Genomic DNA, 25,101 nt, shown 5'->3' on the forward strand with positions numbered 1-25,101 from the left:
CCGGATGCTGGCCGCTGGTGACTCAGTGTGAGTGGGCTGCGGATTCGCGCTGCTCCACCTCGGCCAGCGCGGCGAGCAACGTCTGCACCTCCTGCGCGCCGGAGACCGCGTACTTCCCGGCCAGCACGAAGGTCGGCACGCTGGTGATGCCCAGGGCCTGAGCGTGGGCCAGGGCGGCGGTGACGTCGGCGACGCGTTCGTCGGAGTCGAGGAACCGGCGGGCGTCGGCCGCGTCCAGGCCGACCTCGCCGGCCAGGGTGGCCAGCGCCTCCCGCGACCCGACGTCGACGCCGTGGTTGAAGTGCGCCTGGTACAGCGCCTCGACCATCTCGGCGGCCCTGCCCTGGTCGCTCGCCCAGGAGACCAGCCGGTGCGCCTCGAAGGTGTTGGCGATCACCGCGCGGTCGTAGTCGAGCCGCAGCCCGTCGGCCGCCGCGACCTGGGTCACGTGGTCGACCATCTGCCGGGCGCGCCCCGGGCCGCCGAACTTGCCGGCCAACGCCTGCACCAGCGGCAGGGGCTGCGGCACCGGCGACGGGTCGAGCTGGAACGGCCGGTAGTGGACCGTCACCTCGCCCGGGTAGCTGGCGAGGGCCTCATCCAGGCGGCGCTTGCCGATGTAGCACCACGGGCAGATGACGTCCGCGTAGATCTCGATCTCCATGACCGGTGCCAACCTCGCGGTCAGCCGCGTTGTTCCCGGATCTGACGCTTGAGACGACCCAGGATCGCCGTGCCGCCCCGGACCCGCAGCGGGCTGATCGCCTGCGCCAGCCCCATCCGCTGGTAGAGGTCGTCCGGTACGGCCAGCACCTGCTCGGCGCTCGCGCCGGCCAGCCCTTCGGCGAGGATCCCGGCGAACGCCCGGGTGGTGGGCGCCTCCGGCGGGCAGTCGAAGAGCGTCTCCACGGTGCCTTCCGGTGTCACCCGGGCGCGCAGGAAGAACGCCGTCTGGCACTCGGGCACCTGCTCCATGCCCTCGCGCTCCGCGGCACCCTCCGGCAGCGCCGGGATGACGTCCGCGTATTCCAGGAGCATCTCCAGCACCAGGTCGCGCGGCGCGGCCGCGAACTCGTCGACGATCTCGGCCAGTCGGGCCGGCATGTCAGCCATGCGTCGAGGCTACCGCCGTGGTGCCGGAGCCCCGGTCACACAGTGGGCGACTGCTCACTGATCTCGCTGAGCGCGCTGGTGGGGTCGAGCTGCATGGCCAGGTCGCCGAGCGAGACGATCCCCACCAGCTTGCGGTCACTGTCACAGACCAGCACCCGTCGGATGCCCCGATCCCGCATGAGCGCCGCCGCCTCACCTGCCGTGCAGTGCTGCTCGATCATGACGACCTCGCGGGTCACTATCGCGCCGATGGTGGTGGCCGCCGGGGAGCTGTTCTCCGCCACGGCCCGCACCACGATGTCCCGGTCGGTGAGCATGCCGGCGAGGCTGGCGCCATCGGTGACCACCACATCACCGATGTCGGCCTCCTTCATCACCCTGGCCGCCTCGTCCAGAGTGGTCTCGGCCGGCAGGTACACCACCTGCTTGGTCATCACGTCGCTGACCCGGTAACCGGTCATGAGAGCCTCCGAAGACGTTTCCACCGATCCGACTGCACTACCCAGTGACGCCGTGGCTACACCAGGCTCGCACGTTCCTGGCGTACCTCGTTGACGAGTCGATCCAGCAGACCGTCCAGCGGCAGCTCGGTGCGCTCGCCGCCGGCCCGCTCGCGCAGCTCGACGTACCCCTCGGTGAGTCGGCGGCCGACCACGACGGCCCGGGGGATGCCGATCAGCTCGGCGTCGGTGAACTTGACCCCGGCCGAGACGTGCGTGCGGTCGTCGACCAGCACCCGCAGGCCGGCCGCGGCGAGCCGCCCGCCGAGCTCCAGCGCCGCGTCGAGCTGCGGGCCCTTGCCCGCAACCACCAGGTGTACGTCACACGGCGCGATCGCCGCCGGCCAGACCAGCCCCCGGTCGTCGTGGTGCTGTTCGGCGACGGCCGCCACCGCCCGGGAGACCCCGATGCCGTAGCAGCCCATGGTCGGCCGGACCGGCTTGCCGGCCGGCCCGAGCACGTCGACAGCGAAGGCGTCGGTGAACCGGCGGCCGAGCTGGAAGATGTGCCCGATCTCGATGCCCCGCCGGATGGTCAGCTCGCCCGTCCCGCAGTCGGGGCAGGGGTCGCCGGGGCGCACGTCGGCCGCCTCGATGGTGCCGTCGGGGGTGAAGTCCCGTCCGCAGACCACGTCGGTCGCGTGCCGGCCCGGCTCGTTCGCCCCGGTCAGCCACGCCGACCCGGCCACCACCCGGGGATCGACCAGGTAACGGATGCCCAGCTTGTCGAGCAGCTGCGGCCCGATGTAGCCGCGTACCAGCTCCGGATGCTCGGCCCACTCCTCGAAGACGGTCACCTGCGCCGGGTGCAGTGCGGCACCGACCCGCTTCAGGTCGACCTCCCGGTCACCGGGCAGCCCGACCACCAGGGGCACGGCCCGTTCCGCGCCCGGCTGCCGGACGGACAGCACGACGTTCTTCAGGGTGTCGGCGGCGGTCCAGCCGTCCCGACCGCCCAACCGGCGCGCGTTGGCCAAATCCACGAGGCTGGCGATCGTCGGGGTCTCCGGGGTGTCGTGCACCTCGGCGGCCGGCTGCGCGGCCGGATCGCCGGCGGCGGGCACCCGGGTGAGGACCGCCTCGGTGTTGGCCGCGTAGTCGCAGGAGGTGCAGCCCACGAAGGTGTCCTCGCCGACCGGCGTCGCGGCCAGGAACTCCTCCGACGCCGAGCCACCCATCGCGCCGGACATCGCCTGCACCACCGTGTAGTCCAGACCCAACCGGTCGAAGATCCGCCGGTACGCGGAGCGGTGCCGGGCGTACGCCTCGCGCAGCCCGGCCTCGTCCAGGTCGAAGGAGTACGCGTCCTTCATCAGGAACTCCCGGCCGCGCAGCAGCCCGGCCCGGGGCCGCGCCTCGTCGCGGAACTTCGTCTGCACCTGGAACAGCGTCACCGGGAAGTCCCGGTAGGAGGTGAACAGGTCCTTGACCAGCAGCGCCGCCATCTCCTCGTGGGTGGGCGCCAACAGGTGCTCGGCGCCGCGCCGGTCGGCGAGGGTGAAGATGTCGTCGCCGTACTCGGCCCACCGGCCACTCGTGCGGTACGGCTCGGCCGGCAGCAGTGCCGGGAAGTGCACCTCCTGGTCGCCGATCGCGAACAGCTCGGCGCGTACCACCTCGGTGATCCGGTCCAGCACCAGCTTGCCCAGCGGCAGCCAGGTGTAGCCGCCCGGTGCGGCCCGACGGATGTAACCGGCACGCAGCAGCAGCCGGTGACTCGGCACCTCCGCGTCGGCCGGGTCCTCGCGCAGGGTCCGCAGCAGCACTGTCGACATGCGTAGCAGCATCCGGGCAGCCTACGGTCGATGCGTCAGGCTGAGCCATCCCGTTTCGACATCGCGGATATCGGCGGCGCAACACCCGATATCGGCGATCCGGCGTCGAATCAGGCTGCCGGGCGGCAACTGGGCAATGACCTCCGACACGTCGCGGATTCGGGGCGGCACCGGGCGATCCCGCGGTGACAGACTGGTCGCCGCAGGCAACAAGTGGCGTGAGGGAGGCGCGGGTGCGCTGGCGCAGTTTTGTCGCGGTCGGGGACAGCTTCACCGAGGGCATGGACGACGCGTACCCGGACGGCACCTACCGGGGCTGGGCGGACCTGGTGGCGACCCGACTCGCCGCCGAGGCGGGCCCCGACTTCCGGTACGCCAACCTGGCCATCCGGGGCCGGCTCTTCCCCAGTGTGGTCGCCGAGCAGGTGCCCTCCGCGGTGGCGATGAAGCCGGATCTGATCAGCTTCGCGGCCGGTGGCAACGACGTGCTGCGGCGCACCTTCGACCCGGACACGCTGGTCGCCCGCTTCGACGAGGTGGTCCGGCAACTGCGCTCGGGCGGCGCTGACGTGCTCCTCTTCCGGTTCGCGGACGTGATGGCCCGGCTGCCCGGCCAACGCCTCGTCGCACCCCGGGTGCAGCTGCTCAACCAGGCGGTCGGCGAGACCGCCGAGCGGCACGGCGCCATCATGGTCGACCTGTACGCCGACGACACCTTCCTCAACCCGATGCTCTGGAGCACCGACCGGTTGCACCTCTCCCCGGCCGGCCACCGGCGGGTCGCCGGCCAGGTGTTGAACGCCCTGGGGGTTGGTTGCGACGAGGAGTGGCTGATGGTCCCGCCGCACCCGGCACCCTCGCCGTGGCTGGCCGCCCGCGCCGCCGATCTGCGGTGGGCCGGTCAGCACCTCGCCCCGTGGGTGAAGCGGCGGTTGACCGGTCGGTCGTCCGGCGACACGGTGACGGCGAAGCGCCCGCAACTCGGCCCGCTCGTCGACTGAGCGTGCTCACCCTGCACACCGCGGCCCTGCTGTGCCGCGACCGGGACGGCGAACCGGTGCCGGAGCACGCTGTGCTGGTCAGCGGCGACCGGGTCGCGGCCGTCGGCCCGCTGGCCGAGTTGATTGCGGCGTACGCCGGGGCCCGGATTCGCCGTTGGCCCGGGACGCTGGGGCCGGGTCTGCTGCACGACGGTCCGCTACCGCCCGCACCGACCCCGCGCGAACGGGTGCACGCGCTGTTGCGTACCGGGGTGACGGCGGTCCTGGCGGAACACCTGGCCGACCCGGCGCTGCGGGCCGCCGCCGAGCGGAGCGACCTGCTGGTGCTGCCCACCGCCGTGGTGCCGACGCTGCGTCCGGACGGTCGGGCCGACCTCGCGGTGCACGGCGACGACGGCACCTGTCTGGTGACAGTGGTAGCCGGTCGGATCGTCCACCGCCGCGCCTGAACGATCCCTGCCGTCTCCACTGTGGAGTGCACTGATCGAATCGGGGTCGCCCGATGTCCGCCCGCCCCGATAACATCCGCTGCCCCCGCTGATCGGAAGGCGGGGACATCGGGGAAAGGTGGCTGGGGGATGACCCTCATACCTGGCACGACGACATCCGCACGACCGCTCCGGGCGCTGCTGGCGACGGGGCTTTCCGTGGCGGTCGCCGCCGGGACGCTCACGCTGACGGCCGTGCCGGCCGCAGCGAACGACGTACCGAACGCGCCTGCCATCGACGACAACCAGCCGCCGGGTGTGCCGACCGAGCTGCAGACCTCCGGCGAACCGTGCACCACGGCGGAGCCGTACCAGTGGTGGCAGAACGACGACCTGACGCTCTCCGCCGTCCTGCACGACCCGGACATCGACGCGAACGGCGGCACCGACCGGTTGACCACCACCTTCGCGCTCTGGCCGGTCGACGAGCCGGCGGCCCGGATCGAACGGTTCGGGTACAACGGGCGGGACGGCGATCGGGAGAGCGGCCTCTTCGAACGGGAGGTGCTGACCCACGACCGGGTGTACGCGTGGCAGGTCCGGGCGGCGGACAGCCAGGCGACCGGCGAGTGGAGCGGCCTCTGCTACCTCCGGACCGACTTCCAGGGCCCGGAGGCCGCGCCGGTCGTCACCTCCAGTGACTTCCCGGTCGACGGTTGGCACCCGGCGTTGCCGGGACAGTTCACCTTCGACGCGGCGGCCACACCGGACGCTGTTGGTTTCCGGTACGAGCTGCTCGGCGGCGACGGTGTCCAGGTGGTGTCGGCGGACGGGCCCGGCGGCTCGGCCACTGTCACGCTCCGCCCGGAGGCGGGGCCCAACACCCTCGTGGTGTGGAGCCTCGACGCGGCCGGGAACCGCTCGCCCGAGGCGCGGTACGAATTCCGGGCCAGCGATGTCGCGCCGATCATCACCGGCAGACTCACCGAGATCGGTGTGCCGACCACGTTCACGGTGCAGCCGCAGATGGCTGGGGTGGTCCGATACCGGTTCCAGTTGGACGGCGACCCGGAGCAGACGGTGGAGGCGGCGGCCGACGGCACCGCCACGCTGACCGTCACCGCTACCCGGGGTGGCTACCGGACGCTCTCGGTGACCAGCGTGACCGCCGACGGCGTGACCGCGACCGCGTCGAGCAATTTCCGGCTGAGCACCGCGCCGAAGATCACCGCGACGGTCTATCAGCAGGGCGTCACCAGTGGGGGGCCGGGCGTGCCCGGGGTCTTCACCTTCACCCCGCGCCAGCCCGACGTGGTCAGCTACCGCTATCGCTTCGGCACTGTGACCAGCACCGTGGCCGCGGCGGCCGACGGCACCGCGTCGGTGACCTGGGCGCCGACCAAGGCCGGTTTAACCTCGCTCACCGTCTGGAGCATCGACGGGGACGGCACCCAGTCGGACTCGGCGTCGTTCACCTTCTTCGTCGGCAACCAGCCGCCGAGCAGCTAGCCGGAGCAACCCGGCGGGCGGCCCAGCCGGGCGATCGTGACCCGGCGAATGCCGGCCGGCCCACCATCCCGTGCGGGGGTGGTGGGCCGGCCGGCGTTACAGCGGTCGCGGGCGGCGATCCGGCGTACCTTTGGGATCATGTCTGTGCCGAACGATCCCGATCCCCGCCTCCAGTCGTACGCGGACCCGCAGCGGTTGGTCACCACCGAGTGGCTGGCCAAGCATCTGGGCGACGAGGGCCTCGTCGTCGTCGAGTCCGACGAGGACGTGCTGCTCTACGAATCCGGTCACATTCCCGGTGCCGTCAAGGTCGACTGGCACCTGGAGTTGAACGACCAGGTGACCCGGGACTACCTGGACCCGAAGAGCTTCGCCGAGATGTGCGCGGCGAAGGGCATCGGCCGGGGCGACACCGTCGTCTTCTACGGCGACAACTTCAACTGGTGGGCCGCGTACGCCCTCTGGGTCTTCTCGCTCTTCGGCCACGCCGATGTGCGACTGCTCGACGGCGGTCGGCAGAAGTGGATCGCCGAGGGACGCGAGGTGACCCGCGACAAGCCGGCCCGCCCGCGCGCCGACTACCCGGTGCCGCTGCGCGACGACGCCCCGCTGCGGGCCTTCCGTGAGCAGGTCATGGCGCACATCGCCGCCGGTCGGCCACTTGTCGACGTCCGCTCGCCGGGTGAGTACACCGGCGAGATGCTGCACATGCCGGACTACCCGCAGGAGGGTGCGTTGCGCGGCGGGCACATCCCGGGTGCGGTCAGCAAGCCGTGGAAGTCCGCCGCCAACGAGGACGGCACGTTCAAGTCCGCCGACGAGTTGAAGGCGATCTACGCCGACCAGCTCGGGCTGAGCCCCGACGACGACGTGATCGCGTACTGCCGGATCGGGGAGCGGTCCAGCCACACCTGGTTCGTGCTGCGGCACCTGTTGGGTTACCCGCAGGTGCGCAACTACGACGGCTCGTGGACCGAGTGGGGCAACCTGGTCCGGGCACCTGTGGTGAAGGGCGACCAGCCGGGCGGCCTGGCCGCCTGACCGGCACGACCGTCCCCGCGTGACAGTGAACGTCGCGCGGGGACGGTGTTTCAGCCGGCCAGTGCGATCGGGCCGCGCAGGTCGCGAACGATGCCGGTGATCTCGCCGGTCTCCGGGTGCCAGCGGGCCAGGGCGGCCGGTTCCAGTCGGAGCAGCACCGCGCCCCTGCCGTCCCAGCCCAGGACCTCACAGCAGCCCTTGGCGCGATCCCGGCCGAGGTCGAGCAGGTGGAGTACGGCGCCGGTCCGTGCGTCCAGCACCGCCGCCCCCTCGGCACCGTTGATCTCGCTGCTGGTGATCCAGGCCGCCCGGGCCAGCCGTTCACCGTGCAACCAGCCTCGGCCGTAGAACTCGTTGACCTGGTAGGGCGAGGGCAGCTGCGAGGCGTTGACCGGCTGTTCGGAGCGGAGTTCGCCCTCCCGGGCGGTCCGGCTGCGCAGCATCAGGCTGGTCCCCTCGCCGTGGGTCTCGATCAACGGGGCCTCCCGGCCGGCGTCCGGGTCGGGTGCGATCAACTCCCAGGTCGACACGTCGATGATGCTGGCCGCCCCGGTGACCCGGTCCACCGCGTACGTCCGGTCGTCGCCGCCGACCAGCACCCGGTCGTGCGCCCACACCACCAGCTCCAGGTAGCCGTCGAGCGGGATCCGGCGGACGGCCGCCGTGCTGAGGTCGATCAGGACCAGCTCTTTGGTCTGCGCGAACGCGGCCTGCCGGCCGTCCGGCGACAGCACTCCCGGCTTCAGCGCGCCCGCCTCGTTGCCGCTCGCGTCGCGGGTCGGTGCCAACGTCACCACGTCGAGGCTGCGCACCACGCCGTCGTTGCCGAGCACCCGGACCGGGCCGTCCGCGCGATTCTCCTCGTCCACCGGCTGGAACAGCGCCACTGCCCGCTGGACCGGTCGCTCGGAGAGCGGCACCGTCGCCGGAGCGCCGAGCCGGGCCAACGGATCGGGCGGGAAGGTCAGCTCGGCGGGCGGCTTCTGCACCGGACCCGCGTGGGAGGGGTCGACGGTCGGGGTCACCGTCGGACCCACCGGTGGGACCGGCGCGGGATCGGCGGGCGGTCGCAGCGCCGCCACCGTGCCGCCACCGACCAGCACCACGGCCAGGGCGACCACCGCGACGGCCCGCCGGGTGCGCCGGGTACGCCGAGCCCGCTCCCATCCGGCGGCGGCCGGCTGGCTGGGCAGCACGTCCTCGACGCTGACGGTCAGCAGTCGGCGCAGCTCCTGCTCGTTCACGGGTTCACCTCCAGACCGCTGGCCAGATCGGCCGGGCCTCGACCCGGTCGGGCGTCGCGGGCGAGGTCCGGGGCGACCTCGCGGAGTCGGCGCAGCGCCGCGTGGCACTGGCTCTTCACGGTGCCGACTGTCACGCCGAGCGCCTCAGCGGTGGCGACCTCGGTCAGATCCTCGTAGTAGCGCAACACCAGCACGGCTCGCTGCCGTGGGGGCAGCAGGCCCAGCGCGTCGTGCATCGTCAGCCGTAACGCGCCGTCCCGGTCGTGGGCCACCTGGTCCGGCGGCGCGGCGCTGAGCCACTCCCGCCGTCGGCGCCGCCACCACGACACCGAGTCGCGGTAGAGGATGGCCCGCACGTACGCGGAGGGGTCGCCGTCGCGGACCGAGGACCAGCGCAGCGCCAGCTTGAGCAGCGCGTCCTGGAGGAGGTCTTCGGCCTGGTGCCGGTTGCCGCAGATCAGGTAGGCCGCGCGGAGCAGCCGGTGCTGGTGGTTCTCCACGAAGGCGAGGTAGCCGTCGCGTCCGTCGTCCCTCGTCGGCGCCATCCGCCCCCCTCCCGGCCGTCGCGCGGTACGCGTCAACAGGCAGACGCACGGGAGGGGGAAAAAGGTTGGGTCAGCTCGGCGGCGTTCCGGTCAGATAACGCTGCAGGGTCGGCGCGACCCAGGAGACCAGCTCGTCCGGCGTGGTGTCCACCATGGGCGGCAACCGGACGATGTATCTGGTGAAGGCGAGACCGAGGACCTGACTGGCCACCAGGCCGGCCCGTCGGGCGGTCAGCGTCGGGTCGGTGCCGAAGGTGGCCACTGCGGCGGTGAGCTGGTTGGCGAAGATGCCGCGCATGCGTTCGGCCGCACCGGGATTGGTGCTGGCGGCCCGCAGCAGCGCCACCAGGGTCTCGTCGCCCTCCCACCGGGCCAGGAAGTGTCGGACCAGCACCTCACCGAGTCGGGCGGGCGGCACCGAGGTCAGGTCGGGCAGGCGGAGGTCGAACTCGGCCGCCGCCGCGAAGAGCCCTTCCTTGCTGCCGTAGTAGCGCATGACCATCGACGGGTCGATCTGGGCGTCGGCGGCGATGGCCCGGATTGTGGCGCGTTCGTAGCCGTCCGCCGCGAACCGTTCCCGGGCCGCTCGCAGGATCGCCGCCCGGGTGGCGTCGGAGCGGCGGGGCTGGGTCGGCGGGGCGGACGAGGTCATGCCAACGACCGTATGCCAACACTTGTTGACACGCAATCGTGAGGCGCTCTAGCGTGGCCAACAAGTGTTTGCCAACACATGTTGGCAGCCGTCTTCTGGAGGTGGCCATGCTGCCCACGAGCACTGACGTCCTGGTGGTGGGTGCCGGCCCCACCGGTCTCGCCACCGCGTTGACGCTGGCTCGGCGCGGGGTCGAGGTGACAGTGCTGGACCGCCTCGCCGCGCCGCCAACGACCTCCCGCGCCGCCGTCGTGCACGCGTACACCCTGGAGGTGCTGGACCGGATCGGCGCCGCCGCGCCGCTGATCGCCCAGGCGGTGCGGACGCCTCGTTTCACGGTGCGCGACCGGGACCGGGTGCTGCTGTCGGTGCCGTTCCACGAGCTGCCGTCCCGCTTCCCCTACGCGCTGCTGATCTCCCAGGCGGTCACCGAGACCGTGCTCACCGAAAAGTTGGCCGAGCTCGGTGTCCAGGTACGACGGCCGTGCCAGCTCACCGGGCTGAGCCGCGTCGGTGACGGCATGCTCGCGCAGGTCGACGGGCAGGCGGTGCGCGCCCGGTTCGTGGTCGGCGCGGACGGCCTGCACAGCACGGTCCGGGAGTTGGCCGGCATCGGCTTCACCGGCAGCAGCGACGAGGAGTCCTTCGTCCTCGCCGACGTACGGGTGCACAGCGTGCTGCCCCGCGACGAGGCGGCGCTCTTCCTCGCCCGCCCCGGGCCGTTGGTCTGGGCCCCACTCCCCGGCGGGGTGGTTCGGATGGTCGCCGCCGTGCGGAACGCACCGCCCGAACCGGATGCGGCCTACCTTCAGGCGCTGCTCGACGAGCGCGGCCCGGTACGACGACCCGACCGGGTGACCGACGTGGTCTGGGGCTCCCGGTTCCGGGTGCACCACCGGATCGCCGACACCTTCCGAGCCGGACCGGTGTTGCTGGCCGGTGACGCCGGGCACGTGCACAGCCCGGCCGGCGGGCAGGGCATGAACCTCGGCATCTGCGACGCGGTCGCGCTCGGCTCCGCGGTGGCGGACGTGCTCGACGGTGGCCCGGAGACGCTGCTCGACGACTACGACGCCCGGCAGCGACCGATGGCCGAGGACGTGATGAGCTTCGCCGCCGGGCTGACCAGGTTGGCGGCCGTCTCCCCGGCCGGCCGGCCCGCCCGGGACGTGCTGCTCCGGCTGCTCGGTGCCGTTCCACCGGCCCGTCGACGGATCGCGCTGCGCCTGTCCGGGCTGTCCCACCGCGAGCGAACGCCGAGCTAGGCCACGTCGCTGCGGCTCAGCACGCCGGGTGCGGCCGACCGCAGCGTCCGCCACGCGGTCAGGGTGACCAGCGCGAACGTCACCGCCGCCGTGCCCGCCACCGGCACCGTGCCGTACGCCGCGGCGGCGAGCCCGGCGAGCGCCGCCCCGAGCGGTGCGGTGAGCAGACCGACCATCCGCTGCGCCGCACCTACCCGGCCCAGCAGCTCGCCCGGCACCTGCCGCTGCCCGTACGACGCCCACAGGCTGTTCCACACCACTGTGCCGGCGGCGAAGACGGCCAGCGCGATCCCACCCGGCACCGGATGCCGAGCCAGCGCGAAGCCGGTCAGCGCCATGGTCTGCCCGGCCAGCACCACCCGCAGCGCCGGCACCGTGCCGAGCCGGGCGGCGAGCCGCCCCGACCCGAGCGCCCCCGCCAGGCCCCCGAAGATGGCTGCGGCGGCGAACAGCCCGTACCCGGCCGGCGGCACCCGCAGCACATCCAGCGCGTAGAGCACCAGCACCGCCATGATCCCGCTGATCGCCAGGTTGCTCGCCGCGGTGAGCAGTGTGAGCCGCCACAGCGTCCGGTGCGCCCGCAGCCAGCGCAGCCCCTCGACGATTTCGCTCCACACCGAACCGCGCCGCCTCCGCACCCTGGTCCGTGGCGCCGGGGCGAGGGCCAGCACGAGCACCGCGGCCACCGCGAAGGTGACGGCGTCGAGGGCGAACGGAAGGGCCGGGGCGACGGCGAACAGGACACCGGCGGCGGGAGCCCCGAGGAAACCGCCGGCCACCGCTGACCCCGCCTGGAGCCGGCCGTTCGCCCGGGGCAACGCGTCCGGCGGCACCACCGCGGGAAGCAGCGCGAACGAGGCGGAGTCGAAGAGGGTGCCCAACGCGGCGAGCAGGAACGCCGCCACCAGCAACACCGGGACGCTGACCCGGTTGAGCGCGACCACCACGGCCAGCGCCGCCACCACGCCAGCGCGTACCCCGTCGACCACCGCCATCGTCCGACGGCGGTCCCAGCGGTCCGCGTACACCCCGCCGAGCAGACCAAAGAGCAGCGGCGGCAACTGCCCGGCCACGGTGACCGCCGCGATGATCCGGGGATCGCGGGTCACTGTCGCGGCCAACAGGGCCAGCGCCGGGGTACGCAGCGCGTCTCCGAATCGCGACGACACGGCAGCGGACCAGAGCAGCCGGAAGTCCCGGCCGAGAGCAGTGGCGGTCATGCCGGTGACCGTGCCGGTTCGACCGGGTCGAGGGTCAAGCCACCACAGTGCGGAACGACCGTCAGCCGCCGCTCCACCGCAGGCAGTTCCCGGTCTAGGCTTGCCCGGTGACGGTGGAGCAGCAGGCACGGGGTGCGGCGGGTGCGGGCCGGCGCAGGTCCCGCAAGGACGAGATCCTGGAGATCGCGGTAGGTCTTTTCGCAGCGCGCGGATATCACGGCGTGTCGATGGACGACATCGGTGCGGCCGCCGGGGTCACCGGTCCGGCGCTGTACCACCACTTCGCCGGCAAGGAGGCCATGCTGGCCGCCGCGCTGATCCCGGTCAGTGAGGGGTTGCTGGCAGGTGGGCGGGAACGCGCCGCCGGCCGGTCGGACGACCCGCGCGGCGTACTGGAGTCGCTGATCGACTTCCACGTCGAGTTCGCCCTGGCCAACCCGGCGGTGATCGCGTTGCACCTGCACGAGCTGGACCGCCTGCCCGAGGAGCCGCGGCGGCGGATCCGCCGCCTGCAACGGCTCTACGTCGAGGAGTGGGTGACGGTGCTCACCGCGCTGCACCCGGGCATGCCCGATGGTGAGGCGCGGGTGCTCGCGCACGCCGCGTTCGGCCTGATGAACTCGACGCCGTTCCTCGGCGGTGAGGTGGACCGGCGACGTCGTGCCGAGCTGCTGCGCGGCGCGACCCTGGCCGCGCTGCTCGCCTGAGCCGACTCGTCAGAACCGTGCCGGTCATGATTCCCTGACATCGTCCCACCATCCGGACGCCGGGAGGAAACATGATCGAGTCACTGCTGGTCGCCAATCGGGGCGAGATCGCCCGCCGGATCATCCGGACCGCCAAGCGGCTCGGCATCCGCGCGATCGCTGTGTACTCGGAGGCCGACGCCGACCTGCCGTTCGTCGCCGAGGCGGACGAGGCGGTCCTCATCGGCCCACCGAACCCGGCGCTGAGCTACCGCAACACCGAGGCGATCCTCGCCGCCGCGAAGTCGACGGGCGCGCAGGCCATCCACCCCGGCTACGGCTTCTTGTCGGAGAACGCCGAGTTCGCCCGTACCGTCGAGGCGAGCGGCCTGATCTGGGTCGGACCTGACGCGGACGCGATCACCGCGATGGGCGACAAGATCAATGCTCGGAACCTGATGGCGGCGGCGGGTGTTCCGGTCGCGCCCGGCACCACCGACCCGGCCGCCGACCTGGATGCGGCGGTGTCGGCCGCCGCCGAGATCGGCTACCCAGTGATGGTCAAGGCCGCCGCCGGCGGTGGCGGCATGGGCATGGGCGTGGCCGTCGACGAGGCCGCGCTGCGCACCGAGTACGACAAGGTGCGCGCGTTCGCCGAGCGGATGTTCGGCGACGGTTCGGTGTTGATCGAGCGGTACTTTCCCCGGGTACGGCATGTCGAGGTGCAGATCCTCGGTCTGGCCGACGGTCGGGTGGTGGCGCTCGGCGAGCGGGAGTGCTCGGTGCAGCGGCGCAACCAGAAGCTGGTCGAGGAGTCCCCGTCGCCGGCGGTCTCGCCGGAGCTGCGCTCCCGTCTGCTGGCGGCGGCGGTGCGGGCCGGCGAGGCGGTCGACTACCGCAACGCGGGGACTGTGGAGTGCCTGTTGGTCCCGCGTCAGCGGGACGCTACTGGCGCTGCTTCCGGTTCCGAGGAGTTCTTCTTCCTGGAGATGAACACGCGGTTGCAGGTGGAGCACCCGGTGACCGAGTACGTCTACGGCATCGACCTGGTCGAGGAGCAGTTGCGGGTGGCCTCCGGGCTGGCGCCGACGTTCGACCCGGACGCGTTGACCCCCGGTGGTCACGCCATGGAGATGCGGATCAACGCCGAGGACCCGAAGCGCTTCCTGCCCGGCCCCGGTGTGATCAGGACATGGGTGGAGCCGACGGGCGAGGGGGTCCGGGTGGACTCCGGCTACACCGAGGGCAACACGGTCACCCCGTTCTACGACAGCCTGCTGGCCAAGCTGATCATCACCGGCGCGACCCGAGCCGAGGTGCTCGACCGCGCGGAGGCGGCCGTCGCGGCGTTCCAGATCGAGGGCCCAAAGAACAACGTCCCCTTCTTCGCCGAACTGCTCACCAACGACGAGTTCCGCTCCGGCACCTACGACACCGCCATCGTCTCCCGCATGCGCTGACCCCCACCCCACCCCACCCCACCCCACCCCACCCCCACCCCCCCCCCCCACCCCGCGCGGTGATCAAGAGGTTTGCGTCAGGATTCGTGCCGAGGATGACGCAAACCTCTTGATCAACAGTGGAGTGGCATGCTGGGGGAACCCCTAAGCACTGCTTTCGTCACAGTGAGGTGACCCCTTATGGTGGACCTGCCGAGTTTCGTCTCGATCCGTGAGGTCGGGCCACGGGACGGGTTGCAGAACGAGGACCCGATCCCGACCGACGCCAAGGTGCGGCTGCTCGACGCCCTCTCCGGCACCGGTGTACGCCGGATCGAGGCGGTGTCGTTCGTGCACCCCAAGGCGATCCCGCAGATGGCGGACGCCGACGAGGTGTGGCGGCGGGCGGTGAAGGCCGACGGGGTGCGCTACTCGGCGCTGGTGCCGAACACCCGGGGCGCGCAGCGGGCCCTCGCCGCCGGGTTCACCGAGATCGAGGTGGTGGTCTCGGCCAGTGACACGCACAACCGGCGCAACGTCAACAGGTCCACCGACGAGTCGCTGGACGACATCGCCGAGCTGATCGACCTGCTGCACGGTGCCTCGGCGCGGGTCGAGGTGATCGTGGCGACCAGCTTCGGCTGCCCGTACGAGGGGGACATCGACCCGCAGCGGGTGGCCGGGATCGTGGACCGGGTGGTCCGCGACGGCGCGGACCGGGTCGCGTTCGGCGACACCACCGGCATGGGCACCCCACGCCGGGTCCGCGAGCTGCTGACCGCGGTACGCGACCGCAACGCGCACGTGCCGGTCCTGCTGCACTTCCACAACACCCGGGGTACGGCGCTGGCCAACCTGTTGACCGCGTTGGAGCTGGGGGTGACCGAGTTCGACGCCAGCGTCGGTGGCCTCGGTGGCTGCCCGTACGCGCCGGGGGCGAGCGGCAACCTGGCCACCGAGGAGGCCGTGCACATGCTGCACGACATGGGCGTCGACACCGGCATCGACCTGCCGGCGCTGATCGAGGTGGCGGAGTTGGCCGAGGAGCTGCTCGGCAAGAAGCTGCCGTCCGGTGTGCTGCGGGCCGGCCCGCGTACCCGGCTGACGCCGCTGCCGAGCTGAGGACGCGACGAAGGGGCCGGCGCGGTCGCCGGCCCCTTCCAGGTGCCTGGTCGCTCAGCTCACCGGGGTGAGCGTGCTCGGCCAGCTGTCGCGGAAGATGTCCGCGCTGCGGTCGGTGGCGCTGAACGTGCCGGCGAAGAGGTTGCTGACCCGGCTCGCCTCGGCGCTGCTCGGGTACGGGTTGGTGCAGCTGGTGCCGGCGCTGCCGCCGGACATCAGCAGCGAGCAGTTCCCGTTGTAGTTGTCCGGCAGGCCGAGGATGTGCCCGATCTCGTGGGTCATGATCCGCAGCACGCTGTACTGGGCGGCCTGCTGGGTGTCGATGTAGACCCGGCCGTTGCCGAGGCTGGTCCGCACGGCGTACGAGCCGCCGCCGGTGATCCGGTAGATCCGCAGGTTCGAGCCGCAGTTCGCCGTGAGCGTCAGGTTGACGGTGGCGTTGTTCCAGATCGTGGCGGCCTGGTTGGCGACGCTGGCGTAGCTGCCCGCCTGGCTGGTGTTGTAGCAGATGGTCATGGCGGCGGACGCGGGCGCGGGGTTGGCGACCGTGAGGCCGAGGGTGGTGAGTGCCGTCGCGAGCAACGCGACAGCGAGCCGATTGAGTCGTGAGGTCATCGCTGACTCCAATCCGGGAGGAGGGGTGTCAGGAGCCTAGCGATACTCATTCATGTTATTCAATGTCTTGCTCTCGGCTCGACTGTCTGATTCGCTCGTAGGTCGCCGACAGTCGTGCTCATGCGCTAGCCTAACGATCGTTCAGGTCGTTCTGGCGGAGGAGTCGGCGTGACGCTCGACGGTGAGGCACTGGAGCAGCTGCGCAAGCGCGCCCGGTCCGGCGGCGCGGACAAGTACCACGCCGCCAACGCGGCCAAGGGCAAGCTCTTCGCCCGTGAACGGGTCGCGCTCCTGGTCGACGAGGGGTCGTTCGTCGAGGACGGCCTCTACGCCAACGCGCTCGCCGACGGGCTGCCCGCCGACGGCGTGGTGACCGGCACCGCCACGATCGACGGCCGACAGGTCTGCCTGATGGCCAACGACTCCACAGTCAAGGCCGGCAGCTGGGGCGCCCGCACCGTCGAGAAGATCATCCGCATCATTGAGCGCGCGTACGGCGCCGGTGTGCCGATGGTCTACCTGGTCGACTCGGCCGGCGCCCGGATCACCGACCAGGTCGACCTCTTTCCCGGCCGGCGGGGCGCCGGCAAGATCTTCTGGAACCAGGTCCGCGCCTCGGGCTCGATCCCGCAGGTCTGCGCGCTGTTCGGTCCGAGCGCAGCCGGTGGGGCGTACATCCCGGCGTTCTGCGACGTGGTGGCGCTCGTCGACGGCAACGCCAGCATGTATCTCGGCTCCGACCGGATGGTCGAGATGGTCACCGGCGAGAAGACCACCCTGGAGGCGATGGGCGGGGCGAAGGTGCACACCGCCGAATCCGGAGTGGGGCACTTCCTCTGCAAGACCGAGGCCGACGCGCTCGACGTCGTGAAGACCTACCTGTCGTACCTGCCGGCGAACTGGACCCAGCAACCGCCGGCCGCGCCGGCGGTCGCCGCGCCCGCGAAGGCCGACCTGGCCGCGCTGGTGCCGGCCAGTGAGCGGCAGGCGTTCGACATGCGGCGGTACGTCAAGGGTCTGCTCGACGAGGGCTCGTTCTTCGAGATCCAGGCGCTCTGGGCCAAGGAGTTGACCATCGGCTTCGGTCGACTCGACGGCCAGGTCGTCGGCGTGGTCGGCAACAACTCGATGTTCAAGGGCGGCGTGCTCTTCGTCGACTCGGCCGACAAGGCCACCCGGTTCGTGCAGCTCTGCGACGCGTTCAACGTGCCGCTGCTCTTCCTCAGCGACGTACCGGGCTTCATGGTCGGCAGCGCTGTGGAGAAGCAGGGCATCATCCGGCACGGCGCCAAGATGATCACGGCGATCTCCGAGGCGACGGTGCCGAAGATCTGCGTGGTGGTCCGCAAGGCGTACGGCGCCGGCCTCTACGCGATGGCCGGCCCCGGCTTCGAGCCGGACGCGACCATCGCCCTGCCCACCGCGAAGATCGCGGTGATGGGCGCCGAAGCCGCCGTGAACGCGGTCTACGCCAACAAGATCGCCGCCATTGCGGACGAGGACGAGCGGGCCGCGTTCGTCGCCACCAAGCGCGCCGAGTACGAGCAGGACATCGACGTCGTCCGGCTCGCCAGCGAACTGGTGGTGGACGCCATCGTCGAGCCGCACGACCTGCGCACCGAGCTGGTCCGCCGGTTCGCTGCGGCACGCACCAAGGACCGGCACTTCTCCCGCCGTCGGCACGGCGTCACCCCGGTCTGATCATCGACTCGGGCCCGCACAGCGACCCGCCCTCGGCGTCACGAGCGCCGAGGCGGACCGTCCTTACAGGAGGATGAGATGGACTTCCGGCTCACCGACGAACAAGAGGCGCTGCGCGAGAGCGTGCGGGAATTCGCCCGCGAGGTGGTCGCCCCGGTCATCGCCGAGCACTACGAGCAGCACACCTTTCCGTACGAGGTGATCCGGCAGATGGGCAAGATGGGCCTGTTCGGCCTGCCCTTCGACGAGCAGCACGGCGGCATGGGCGGCGACTACTTCGCGCTCTGCCTGGCGCTGGAGGAGTTGGCCCGGGTCGACTCGAGTGTGGCCATCACGCTGGAGGCGGCGGTCTCGTTGGGCGCGATGCCGATCTACCGCTTCGGCACCGAGGAGCAGAAGGCGACCTGGTTGCCCCGGCTGCTCAGCGGTGAGGCGCTGGCCGGCTTCGGTCTCACCGAGCCGGGCACCGGCTCGGACGCCGCCGGCACGCAGACGCGGGCGGTGCTGGACGGCGACGAGTGGGTGATCAACGGGTCGAAGGCGTTCATCACGAACTCCGGGACCGACATCACGGCCATGGTCACTGTCACCGCGGTGACCGGCACGAACCCGGACGGTTCCAAGGAACTGTCGACGATCATCGTGCCGACCGGGACGCCCGGGTTCACCGTGGCCCCCGGCTACTCCAAGGTGGGGTGGACCGCCTCGGACACCCACGAGCTGACCTTCGACGACTGTCGGGTGCCGGCCGCCAACCTGCTCGGCGCTCGGGGTCGGGGGTTCGCGCAGTTCCTGCGGATCCTCGACGAGGGCCGGATCGCCATCGCCGCGCTGGCCGTCGGTCTCGCGCAGGGCTGCGTCGACGAGTCCATCAGGTACGCGAAGGAACGGCACGCCTTCGGTCAGCCGATCGGCGCCAACCAGGCCATCCAGTTCAAGATCGCCGACATGGAGTTGAAGGCGCACACCGCCCGGTTGGCCTACTACGACGCCGCCGCGCGGATGCTGGCCGGCGAGCCGTTCAAGCGGCAGGCCGCCATCGCGAAACTGCACGCCAGCACGATCGCCGTGGACAACGCCCGGGAGGCCACCCAGATCCACGGCGGGTACGGCTTCATGAACGAGTACCCGGTTGCCCGGTTCTGGCGGGACTCCAAGATCCTGGAGATCGGCGAAGGCACCAGCGAGGTGCAGCGCATGATCATCGCTCGGGATCTGGGTCTCTGAGTGGTCCAGCCGAACTGATCAGCCGGTCGTTCTGGACGGGCTGTCCGTACGGCTGTCGGGTTTCGGCGAGCGGGCGTCGGTAGCCCGACGTTCGACTGCCGATGGTCGGAGTCGATCCGTACTCTTCGAGCCCATGACTCCGGATCATGACTGGTCGCGGAGCCCGGCTGGGCGGACCACACTGCCGGAGCTGCTCCGCGGGCATCGACGCGCCGCCGGCCTGACCCAGGCCGAGCTGGCGTCCCGGGCCGGGGTGGGCGTACGGACGGTGCGTGACCTGGAGCGTGGCCGGTCGATCCGGCCGCAGCGCACCACCGTCGAGCTGCTCGCCGGGGCGTTGGCGCTGACCGGCGCCAGCCGGGCGGCGTTCCTGGCCGCGGCCCGCGGCGTCGGTGCCGAGCCGGCCCCACCGGACGTCGCGTCGACGACGTTCGCGGTCAGCGGCAACGCCGCGTCGGCCGCACCCGCCGGCCCGGCGGTCGCGCTCCCGCCGCCGGTCGCGTTGATCGGCCGGGATCGCGACCTCACCGAGCTGGCCGCAATGCTGACCGCCGAGCGAGGGCCCCGGCTGGTGAGCCTCGTCGGGCTGGCCGGCGTCGGCAAGACCGCCCTGGCGACGTCGGTGGCGCACCTGGTGGCCTCCGACCACCCGGGCGGTGTCGCCGGGGTGCTGGTCGGCGAGGGATCGGACGGTCCGGACGTGCTCGCCGCCTCGATGTCAGTACTCGGTGTGGCGCGCCTGTCCGAACTCGTGGCCCGGCTCGCCGGACGGCCGGCGCTGCTGCTGATGGACGCGGTGGAGCACGCCCCGGGACCGGTGGCCGCCACCCTGCACCGGTTGATCGGCGCACTGCCCTCACTGCGGGTCCTGGTGACCGGGCGACACCCGGTCGGGTTGCCCGGTGAGCGGGTCTGGCCGGTCGCGCCGCTCGACGTGCCACCGCCGGAGGCCGAGCACGCCGGACTCGAATCGTGGCCGGCGGTCGCGTTGTTCACCGCCCGGCTCGCTCAGGTGCGCCGGGAGCCGCCCACCCCCGCTGAGCTGCCGGCGCTCGCCGCGTTGGTGCGCCGGTTGGGCGGGCTGCCGTTGGCCATCGAGCTGATGGCCGCCCGGGGTCGGCTCCTCGACCTCACCGAACTGCTCGACCGGTACGGCGACCGGGTGCTCGACCTGGCCACTCCGGTCGACGCCTCCACCCACCCGCGCTGGGACGCACCGGAGGGGCGCACCGGTCGCACGAGCGTGCCCGACAACGGTGCGGGGGGCGCGGTAGCGGTCACCCTGCGGGACGCGGTGGCGTTCAGCTACCGCCTGTTGGCGTCGGACGAGCGGGCCGCGCTGCGGCAGCTGGCCGTCTTCGGCAACCGCTGGTCCGTGGAGTTGGCCGAGGAGATGCTCGCCGACGAGGCCGACCGGGACGGCACCGTGGCGATCGACCCGGTGCCGCTGTTGGACCGCTTCGTCGAGCTGGGGCTGCTGAGCGTACGCGGAACCGGGTCGTTCCGGTTCCGGCTGCTGGACGCGGTCCGTGACTACGCCGTCGAGCAGGCGACCGGTGAGGGCGAGCTGACCTGCATCCGGCGTCGACACGCGGAGGTCATCGCGCGCCTGGTGGCACGGACCGCCAGTGACCTGGTCGGCCCACGGCTGCCCGACGCGGTGCACCGGCTGGACGAGATGAGCAGTGACATCAGCTCGTCCTTGGCCCACGCGGCCACCGACGACCCGTTGACCGCACTGCGGCTGGCGGCCTGCCTGACCCGCTGGTGGCGGTTCCGCGGACGCGATGTCGTCGGGCGGCAGTGGCTGCGGCGGCTGTTGGCGGACCCGCGGACCGGCGACGCCGACCCTCTCCTGCGGGGCTGGGCCGCTCTCGGGGCCGCCCGGCTGGCTGCCGAGCACGGGGCGGGGGCGGAGGAGCTGTCGACGGCCCGCGCGGCGCTGGACACCTTCCGGCGGGCCGGCGACGTCACCGGGGAGTTGGAGGCGCGCAACGTGCTCGGCACCCTGCTGATCTCCGTGGGGAGGCAGGAGGAGGCTCGCGAGCAGGCCGAGGCGCTGCTGCGGTTGGCTGCCCGCAACGGCCGGACCCGGGACCTGGCGGTGGCCCAGAACAGCCTCGCCTGGCACGAGATCCGCGCCGGCGACCTGGCTGCGGCCCGCCGCCGGCTCGCTGCTGTGGACCGGCTCGCCGTCGAGAGCGGGGAGCGGCGACTGCGGGTGCTGGGCTGGGCCAACCGTGCCGAGGTCGCCCGGCTGGAGGGCTGGTACGCGGACGCTGTCGACCGGGGCCAGCGGGCCATCGAGGCCCTGTCCGAGCTGGGTGACCCCGGGCGTCGCCGTCGGGTGCTGGGGACCGTCGGGCTGGCGCTCGCCCAGGACGGGCGGGTCGCGGAGGCGACCGAGGTGCTGGCCGAGTTGCGGGCCGGGGGCGTGGAGTCGTTGCCGGCGCGGCCGACAGTGCCGCGACAACGGTCGGGCGACGCGACGCTGAGGTGGGGTGGGCCGGAGGCCGGGCTGTGCGCGCTGATCGAGGGGAACCTGGCGCTGCACCGGGGTGACCGGGAGTTGGCCGCCGAGTGGTTCGCCGCCGCCAGCGACAACGCGGGGCAGGATCGCCGCGACGTGGTGGAGGCGCTGGTGGGACTGGCCGCGAGCACTGCGGACCCGACGGTGCTCGATCGACTGGACCGGGTCTGCGTGGAGACCGGCATCCGGCTGTTGCCGCAGGAGTCGGGCCTGCTCTACGCGCTGGTCGCCGACCGGGACGGGTCGACTCGCTAGGAGCGACGAACCGGGTGTCCTCGGGAGGATCGCGACGGGAGAGTGGCGCGGGCGAAGAGCCCCCTTTGGTGCTACCCCTCGCTGATCGCCCGCGCCGTCACCCCCCGGTGATCCCCGGTGCAGGAAGCCTGCCACCGATGCGATGGCAGAAAGTCGGCTTGGACCGAATTCTCCAGCTTGGCTGGGTCAGTTCTGCCGGTCTTTCTGCCGCCGTGCAATGGCGGTGACAGTGCTTCTCACTGTCGTCGGGCGGCGCTGTCGGCGTCGGCGCGCTGCTCCGGGTCGACGTCGTCACTGCCGGCGGTGGCGCACGGATGCGCGGCGTCGCGGACCCGTCGCAACCCGTCGAGGAGGGCCGCCAGCGCCTCGGGGTCGAGTTGCCCGGTGAACCACTGTTCGATTATCTGCAGGTGGCCGGGCAGCGTCTCGTTCAGGCGTTGCATCCCGGCGGCGGTGACCACCGCGTACGAGCTGCGCCGGTCGTTCGGGCAGGCCCGGCGGGTGAGCAGCCCGTCGCGCTCCATGCGGTCGACCACCCGGGTCACTCCGCTGGTCGACAGGGAGGTCTGGGCGGCGAGGTCGGTCATCCGTAGTTGGTTGCCGGGCGAGCGGGCGAGTCGGGTGATGACCTCGAACTCGACCGCGGAGAGGCCGTGCTCCTCCAGCTGGGCGGTGAACCGGGCGGACAGCCCGGCGTGTGCCTCGAAGAGCAGGCCGACGGCGGTGATCCGGGGATCGTCGAAGACGTTGGTCACCCGTTCATCATACCAGTGCTTGACACGGGGAATATTGTTGCGGTTATAGTTGCTCACGCAGTCGTTGGGCTATTAAACAATCTCCTGGAGGACAGCAGCATGACCAGCAGCATCGATGCGGTTACCCGCGACTGGGACGGCCTCACCATCCCGGCGGCCGGCACCTACGCGCTCGACGTGGCGCACAAGCGGGTCGGCTTCGTTGCCCGGCACATGATGGTGAGCAAGGTTCGCGGTGAGTTCAACGAGGCGACCGCCACCATCACCGTTGCCGAGGACCCGCTGCAGTCGTCGGTCGTCGCCACCATTCAGGCCGCCAGCGTCGACACCACCCAGGCCGACCGGGACGCGCACCTGCGCAGCGCCGAGTTCCTGGACGCCGACAAGTTCCCGACGCTCGAGTTCCGCAGCACCGGGGTCAAGTCCCGTCGCGGCAGCGAGTTCGTGCTCACCGGTGAGCTGACCATCAAGGACGTCACCCGTCCGGTCGAGCTGGAGGTGGAGTTCGAGGGTGTCGGCCGCAGCCCGTTCGGCCAGGACATCTTCGGCTTTTCCGCGAGCACCGAGATCGACCGCGAGGAGTTCGGCCTGACCTGGAACGTCGCCCTGGAGACCGGGGGCGTGCTGGTCAGCCGCAAGATCAAGATTGAGATCGAGGGCGAGGCCGTCCGTCAGGCCTGATCCCTCGGGGATCGCCGGAGGGTCAGGGGCATCCTCCCGGGTGATCCGGCACGCAGGGCCCGCGCCGTACGTCGGCGCGGGCCCTGCGTCGTCTCCGCTCGTGGTAATTGTCACGAGTTGATCGCACCGCCACCGGGTCCTGCAGGGCGACGACGGGGTACAGATGGCGCCACGAGCGCGTCCGCGCCGGTCGACGCCGGATCACCGGCGTCGGCCTCTGGCCCCGGTCAGGTGGGCGCTCTTACCGTGGATGCTTCACAAAGCGCTTCCGGGACGGCAGGATCCCGACCGCGCCGGCCGTCGGGAGGACACATGGGCAGGGACGTCTCAGAGGGCGCCTTCACCCGGGATGATCGCGTCCGGTATCGGCAGAAGGTGCGGCGGTGCCTGGACGTCTTCGCCCTGATGCTCGACGACTTCGGCTTCGACGCGGACCGGCCGATGACCGGCCTGGAGATCGAACTCAACCTGGTCGACTCGGCCGCCGAGCCCGCGATGCGCAACGAGGAGATCCTCGCCGACATCGCCGACCCCCTCTTCCAGACCGAACTGGGGCAGTTCAACCTCGAACTCAACGCCGAACCCCGACTGATCGAGGGCACCGGCTTCGCCGACTACGAGAACGACCTGCGCGGCAGCCTCTCCCGGGCCGACGAGCGCGCCGCCAGATCCGACGCGAAGATCGTCCTGGTCGGCATCCTGCCCACCCTCACCGAGGGGCACCTGGTCGAGGACAACCTCTCCACCAACGAGCGTTACCGCGTGCTCAACGACCAGATCGTCGGCGCCCGTGGCGAGGACATCGAACTGGACATTCGCGGCGTCGAGCAGTTGCGGACGCACACCGACTCGATCGCCCCCGAGGCCGCCTGCACGAGCCTCCAGTTCCACCTCCAGGTCGCCCCGGACAGCTTCGCCGACTACTGGAACGCGTCCCAGGCCATCGCCGGTGTGCAGGTGGCGGTCGGCGCGAACAGCCCCTTCCTGTACGGCCGCCAACTGTGGGCCGAAACCCGGATCGCCCTGTTCCAGCAGGCCACCGACACGCGCCCGGACGAACTGAAGGCCCAGGGCGTACGACCCCGGGTGTGGTTCGGCGAACGGTGGATCACCTCGATCTTCGACCTCTTCGAGGAGAACGTCAGGTACTTCCCGCCGCTGCTGCCGATCTGCGAGGACGAGGACCCGGTGGAGGTGCTGCACGCCGGCGGTGTGCCACAGCTCGGCGAGTTGCGGCTGCACAACGGCACTGTCTACCGGTGGAACCGGCCGGTCTACGACATCATGAACGGCCGCCCGCACCTGCGGGTGGAGAACCGGGTGCTGCCGGCTGGTCCGACGGTGGTGGACATGCTGGCCAACGCGGCCTTCTACTTCGGGCTGGTACGCGGTCTGGCCGAGGCCGACCGGCCGATCTGGAGTCAACTCACCTTCAGCTCGGCCGAGGAGAACTTCCACGCCGCCGCCCGACGTGGCCTCGACGCCGTGCTGCACTGGCCCGGGCTCGGCGACGTGCCGGTCACCAAGCTGGTCCTGGACCAGCTGCTGCCCACCGCCGCCGCCGGCCTGGACGGGTTCGGTGTCGCCGCGGCGCAGCGGGACCGTCTGCTCGGCATCATCGAGCAGCGCTGCCGTACCGGCCGCAACGGCGCCGTCTGGCAGACCGAGGCGGTCTGGGCGGCGGAACGGCACCATGGCATGGACCGGACAGCTGCCCTGCACCACATGGTCCAGCGCTACGCCGAACTCCAGCGCACCAACCAACCCGTCCACACCTGGCCAACCCCCTAACCCCCG

24 protein-coding genes are annotated in these 25,101 nt (G+C 71.6%); 14 read left to right on the forward strand and 10 right to left on the reverse strand.

Going from position 1 to position 25,101, the window contains the following annotated elements; all coding sequences use genetic code 11:
* Window positions 1–22: 22 nt before the first annotated feature.
* From ACX27O_RS00965 to ACX27O_RS00980, 4 genes are read right to left on the reverse strand one after another with little or no spacing between them, the layout of a single operon-like run.
* On the reverse strand, window positions 23–664 hold the full coding sequence (locus ACX27O_RS00965) for a DsbA family oxidoreductase (protein WP_030331907.1): 642 nt from the start codon (window positions 662–664) through the stop codon (window positions 23–25).
* Between the two features lie 20 nt (window positions 665–684).
* Entirely contained in the window at window positions 685–1,113 is a 429-nt protein-coding gene (locus ACX27O_RS00970; protein ID WP_030331909.1) for a SufE family protein, read from the reverse strand.
* A 35-nt stretch (window positions 1,114–1,148) separates the two neighbouring features.
* Window positions 1,149–1,574: a CBS domain-containing protein gene (locus ACX27O_RS00975; protein WP_030331911.1), complete on the reverse strand. Its 426-nt coding sequence runs from the start codon at window positions 1,572–1,574 to the stop codon at window positions 1,149–1,151.
* 56 nt (window positions 1,575–1,630) lie between these two features.
* Window positions 1,631–3,400, reverse strand: a complete 1,770-nt coding sequence (locus tag ACX27O_RS00980; protein ID WP_210858070.1) for a proline--tRNA ligase — start codon at window positions 3,398–3,400, stop codon at window positions 1,631–1,633.
* An 18-nt stretch (window positions 3,401–3,418) separates the two neighbouring features.
* Between ACX27O_RS00980 and ACX27O_RS00985 the strand changes: the two genes are divergently transcribed.
* The 5 genes from ACX27O_RS00985 to ACX27O_RS01005 all read left to right on the forward strand — a co-directional run bounded on the left by ACX27O_RS00985 (window position 3,419) and on the right by ACX27O_RS01005 (window position 7,367).
* Window positions 3,419–3,577, forward strand: coding sequence for a hypothetical protein (locus ACX27O_RS00985; RefSeq protein ID WP_156057550.1), 159 nt, complete (start codon window positions 3,419–3,421; stop codon window positions 3,575–3,577).
* Between the two features lie 44 nt (window positions 3,578–3,621).
* Window positions 3,622–4,389 carry an SGNH/GDSL hydrolase family protein gene (locus ACX27O_RS00990; RefSeq protein ID WP_030331914.1) on the forward strand — a complete coding sequence of 256 codons (768 nt, stop codon included), beginning with the start codon at window positions 3,622–3,624 and terminating at the stop codon, window positions 4,387–4,389.
* Between the two features lie 2 nt (window positions 4,390–4,391).
* Window positions 4,392–4,838: an imidazolonepropionase-like domain-containing protein gene (locus tag ACX27O_RS00995; protein ID WP_458938807.1), complete on the forward strand. Its 447-nt coding sequence runs from the start codon at window positions 4,392–4,394 to the stop codon at window positions 4,836–4,838.
* A gap of 129 nt (window positions 4,839–4,967) precedes the next feature.
* Window positions 4,968–6,326, forward strand: coding sequence for a hypothetical protein (locus tag ACX27O_RS01000; RefSeq protein WP_156057553.1), 1,359 nt, complete (start codon window positions 4,968–4,970; stop codon window positions 6,324–6,326).
* A gap of 138 nt (window positions 6,327–6,464) precedes the next feature.
* Window positions 6,465–7,367: a sulfurtransferase gene (locus ACX27O_RS01005; RefSeq protein WP_458938808.1), complete on the forward strand. Its 903-nt coding sequence runs from the start codon at window positions 6,465–6,467 to the stop codon at window positions 7,365–7,367.
* A gap of 50 nt (window positions 7,368–7,417) precedes the next feature.
* Here ACX27O_RS01005 and ACX27O_RS01010 read toward each other — a convergent pair whose 3' ends face one another.
* The 3 genes from ACX27O_RS01010 to ACX27O_RS01020 form a co-directional block, all read right to left on the reverse strand.
* Entirely contained in the window at window positions 7,418–8,611 is a 1,194-nt protein-coding gene (locus tag ACX27O_RS01010) for a hypothetical protein (RefSeq protein WP_458938809.1), read from the reverse strand.
* On the reverse strand, window positions 8,608–9,156 hold the full coding sequence (locus ACX27O_RS01015) for a SigE family RNA polymerase sigma factor (protein WP_036411447.1): 549 nt from the start codon (window positions 9,154–9,156) through the stop codon (window positions 8,608–8,610). Before ACX27O_RS01015 ends, ACX27O_RS01010 begins: the two co-directional genes overlap by 4 nt.
* Window positions 9,157–9,226: 70 nt before the next feature.
* Window positions 9,227–9,808 carry a TetR/AcrR family transcriptional regulator gene (locus tag ACX27O_RS01020; protein ID WP_030331926.1) on the reverse strand — a complete coding sequence of 194 codons (582 nt, stop codon included), beginning with the start codon at window positions 9,806–9,808 and terminating at the stop codon, window positions 9,227–9,229.
* Window positions 9,809–9,915: 107 nt separating this feature from the next.
* On the opposite strand from ACX27O_RS01020, the gene ACX27O_RS01025 reads away from it, so the two are divergent.
* On the forward strand, window positions 9,916–11,073 hold the full coding sequence (locus ACX27O_RS01025) for an FAD-dependent oxidoreductase (protein ID WP_210858074.1): 1,158 nt from the start codon (window positions 9,916–9,918) through the stop codon (window positions 11,071–11,073).
* Here ACX27O_RS01025 and ACX27O_RS01030 read toward each other — a convergent pair.
* Entirely contained in the window at window positions 11,070–12,293 is a 1,224-nt protein-coding gene (locus ACX27O_RS01030; protein ID WP_210858075.1) for an MFS transporter, read from the reverse strand. The genes ACX27O_RS01025 and ACX27O_RS01030 overlap by 4 nt on opposite strands.
* 107 nt (window positions 12,294–12,400) lie before the next feature.
* On the opposite strand from ACX27O_RS01030, the gene ACX27O_RS01035 reads away from it, so the two are divergent.
* The 3 genes from ACX27O_RS01035 to ACX27O_RS01045 all read left to right on the forward strand — a co-directional run bounded on the left by ACX27O_RS01035 (window position 12,401) and on the right by ACX27O_RS01045 (window position 15,540).
* Window positions 12,401–13,000 carry a TetR/AcrR family transcriptional regulator gene (locus tag ACX27O_RS01035; RefSeq protein ID WP_030331931.1) on the forward strand — a complete coding sequence of 200 codons (600 nt, stop codon included), beginning with the start codon at window positions 12,401–12,403 and terminating at the stop codon, window positions 12,998–13,000.
* A 71-nt stretch (window positions 13,001–13,071) separates the two neighbouring features.
* Window positions 13,072–14,439: an acetyl-CoA carboxylase biotin carboxylase subunit gene (locus tag ACX27O_RS01040; RefSeq protein ID WP_358128049.1), complete on the forward strand. Its 1,368-nt coding sequence runs from the start codon at window positions 13,072–13,074 to the stop codon at window positions 14,437–14,439.
* A gap of 180 nt (window positions 14,440–14,619) precedes the next feature.
* On the forward strand, window positions 14,620–15,540 hold the full coding sequence (locus ACX27O_RS01045; protein WP_458938810.1) for a hydroxymethylglutaryl-CoA lyase: 921 nt from the start codon (window positions 14,620–14,622) through the stop codon (window positions 15,538–15,540).
* A 54-nt stretch (window positions 15,541–15,594) separates the two neighbouring features.
* Here the strand turns inward: ACX27O_RS01045 and ACX27O_RS01050 are convergent, their stop codons facing one another.
* Window positions 15,595–16,155 carry a snapalysin family zinc-dependent metalloprotease gene (locus ACX27O_RS01050; RefSeq protein ID WP_030331937.1) on the reverse strand — a complete coding sequence of 187 codons (561 nt, stop codon included), beginning with the start codon at window positions 16,153–16,155 and terminating at the stop codon, window positions 15,595–15,597.
* A gap of 168 nt (window positions 16,156–16,323) precedes the next feature.
* Between ACX27O_RS01050 and ACX27O_RS01055 the strand changes: the two genes are divergently transcribed.
* The 3 genes from ACX27O_RS01055 to ACX27O_RS01065 all read left to right on the forward strand — a co-directional run bounded on the left by ACX27O_RS01055 (window position 16,324) and on the right by ACX27O_RS01065 (window position 21,868).
* Entirely contained in the window at window positions 16,324–17,856 is a 1,533-nt protein-coding gene (locus ACX27O_RS01055; protein WP_210866352.1) for an acyl-CoA carboxylase subunit beta, read from the forward strand.
* Between the two features lie 78 nt (window positions 17,857–17,934).
* The gene (locus ACX27O_RS01060; RefSeq protein WP_030331942.1) at window positions 17,935–19,083 is read left to right on the forward strand and encodes an acyl-CoA dehydrogenase family protein; all 1,149 of its coding nucleotides are present in this window, start codon (window positions 17,935–17,937) and stop codon (window positions 19,081–19,083) included.
* 133 nt (window positions 19,084–19,216) lie between these two features.
* Window positions 19,217–21,868, forward strand: a complete 2,652-nt coding sequence (locus ACX27O_RS01065; RefSeq protein WP_210859684.1) for an ATP-binding protein — start codon at window positions 19,217–19,219, stop codon at window positions 21,866–21,868.
* 236 nt (window positions 21,869–22,104) lie between these two features.
* Here ACX27O_RS01065 and ACX27O_RS01070 read toward each other — a convergent pair whose 3' ends face one another.
* Window positions 22,105–22,623: a MarR family winged helix-turn-helix transcriptional regulator gene (locus ACX27O_RS01070; protein WP_030331945.1), complete on the reverse strand. Its 519-nt coding sequence runs from the start codon at window positions 22,621–22,623 to the stop codon at window positions 22,105–22,107.
* A 99-nt stretch (window positions 22,624–22,722) separates the two neighbouring features.
* On the opposite strand from ACX27O_RS01070, the gene ACX27O_RS01075 reads away from it, so the two are divergent.
* A complete protein-coding gene (locus tag ACX27O_RS01075; protein WP_210859682.1) occupies window positions 22,723–23,304 on the forward strand; it encodes a YceI family protein in 582 nt (193 codons plus the stop codon).
* A 312-nt stretch (window positions 23,305–23,616) separates the two neighbouring features.
* Window positions 23,617–25,095 carry a glutamate--cysteine ligase family protein gene (locus ACX27O_RS01080; RefSeq protein WP_210859680.1) on the forward strand — a complete coding sequence of 493 codons (1,479 nt, stop codon included), beginning with the start codon at window positions 23,617–23,619 and terminating at the stop codon, window positions 25,093–25,095.
* Window positions 25,096–25,101 lie beyond the last annotated feature (6 nt).

It is taken from the genome of Micromonospora sp. SD19 (assembly GCF_054462275.1).

Excerpts from the sequence above, each read along its gene's own strand:
- ACX27O_RS01000 (WP_156057553.1), top strand. The coding sequence starts at position 4,968 with ATGACCCTCATACCTGGCACGACGACATCCGCACGACCGCTCCGGGCG.
- ACX27O_RS01030 (WP_210858075.1), bottom strand. The coding sequence starts at position 12,293 with ATGACCGCCACTGCTCTCGGCCGGGACTTCCGGCTGCTCTGGTCCGCT.
- ACX27O_RS00970 (WP_030331909.1), bottom strand. The coding sequence starts at position 1,113 with ATGGCTGACATGCCGGCCCGACTGGCCGAGATCGTCGACGAGTTCGCG.
- ACX27O_RS01080 (WP_210859680.1), top strand. The coding sequence starts at position 23,617 with ATGGGCAGGGACGTCTCAGAGGGCGCCTTCACCCGGGATGATCGCGTC.
- ACX27O_RS01025 (WP_210858074.1), top strand. The coding sequence starts at position 9,916 with ATGCTGCCCACGAGCACTGACGTCCTGGTGGTGGGTGCCGGCCCCACC.
- ACX27O_RS01040 (WP_358128049.1), top strand. The coding sequence starts at position 13,072 with ATGATCGAGTCACTGCTGGTCGCCAATCGGGGCGAGATCGCCCGCCGG.
- ACX27O_RS01020 (WP_030331926.1), bottom strand. The coding sequence starts at position 9,808 with ATGACCTCGTCCGCCCCGCCGACCCAGCCCCGCCGCTCCGACGCCACC.
- ACX27O_RS01060 (WP_030331942.1), top strand. The coding sequence starts at position 17,935 with ATGGACTTCCGGCTCACCGACGAACAAGAGGCGCTGCGCGAGAGCGTG.
- ACX27O_RS01075 (WP_210859682.1), top strand. The coding sequence starts at position 22,723 with ATGACCAGCAGCATCGATGCGGTTACCCGCGACTGGGACGGCCTCACC.
- ACX27O_RS01045 (WP_458938810.1), top strand. The coding sequence starts at position 14,620 with ATGGTGGACCTGCCGAGTTTCGTCTCGATCCGTGAGGTCGGGCCACGG.
- ACX27O_RS00965 (WP_030331907.1), bottom strand. The coding sequence starts at position 664 with ATGGAGATCGAGATCTACGCGGACGTCATCTGCCCGTGGTGCTACATC.
- ACX27O_RS00975 (WP_030331911.1), bottom strand. The coding sequence starts at position 1,574 with ATGACCGGTTACCGGGTCAGCGACGTGATGACCAAGCAGGTGGTGTAC.
- ACX27O_RS00980 (WP_210858070.1), bottom strand. The coding sequence starts at position 3,400 with ATGCTGCTACGCATGTCGACAGTGCTGCTGCGGACCCTGCGCGAGGAC.
- ACX27O_RS01050 (WP_030331937.1), bottom strand. The coding sequence starts at position 16,155 with ATGACCTCACGACTCAATCGGCTCGCTGTCGCGTTGCTCGCGACGGCA.
- ACX27O_RS01015 (WP_036411447.1), bottom strand. The coding sequence starts at position 9,156 with ATGGCGCCGACGAGGGACGACGGACGCGACGGCTACCTCGCCTTCGTG.
- ACX27O_RS01005 (WP_458938808.1), top strand. The coding sequence starts at position 6,465 with ATGTCTGTGCCGAACGATCCCGATCCCCGCCTCCAGTCGTACGCGGAC.
- ACX27O_RS01065 (WP_210859684.1), top strand. The coding sequence starts at position 19,217 with ATGACTCCGGATCATGACTGGTCGCGGAGCCCGGCTGGGCGGACCACA.
- ACX27O_RS00985 (WP_156057550.1), top strand. The coding sequence starts at position 3,419 with ATGCGTCAGGCTGAGCCATCCCGTTTCGACATCGCGGATATCGGCGGC.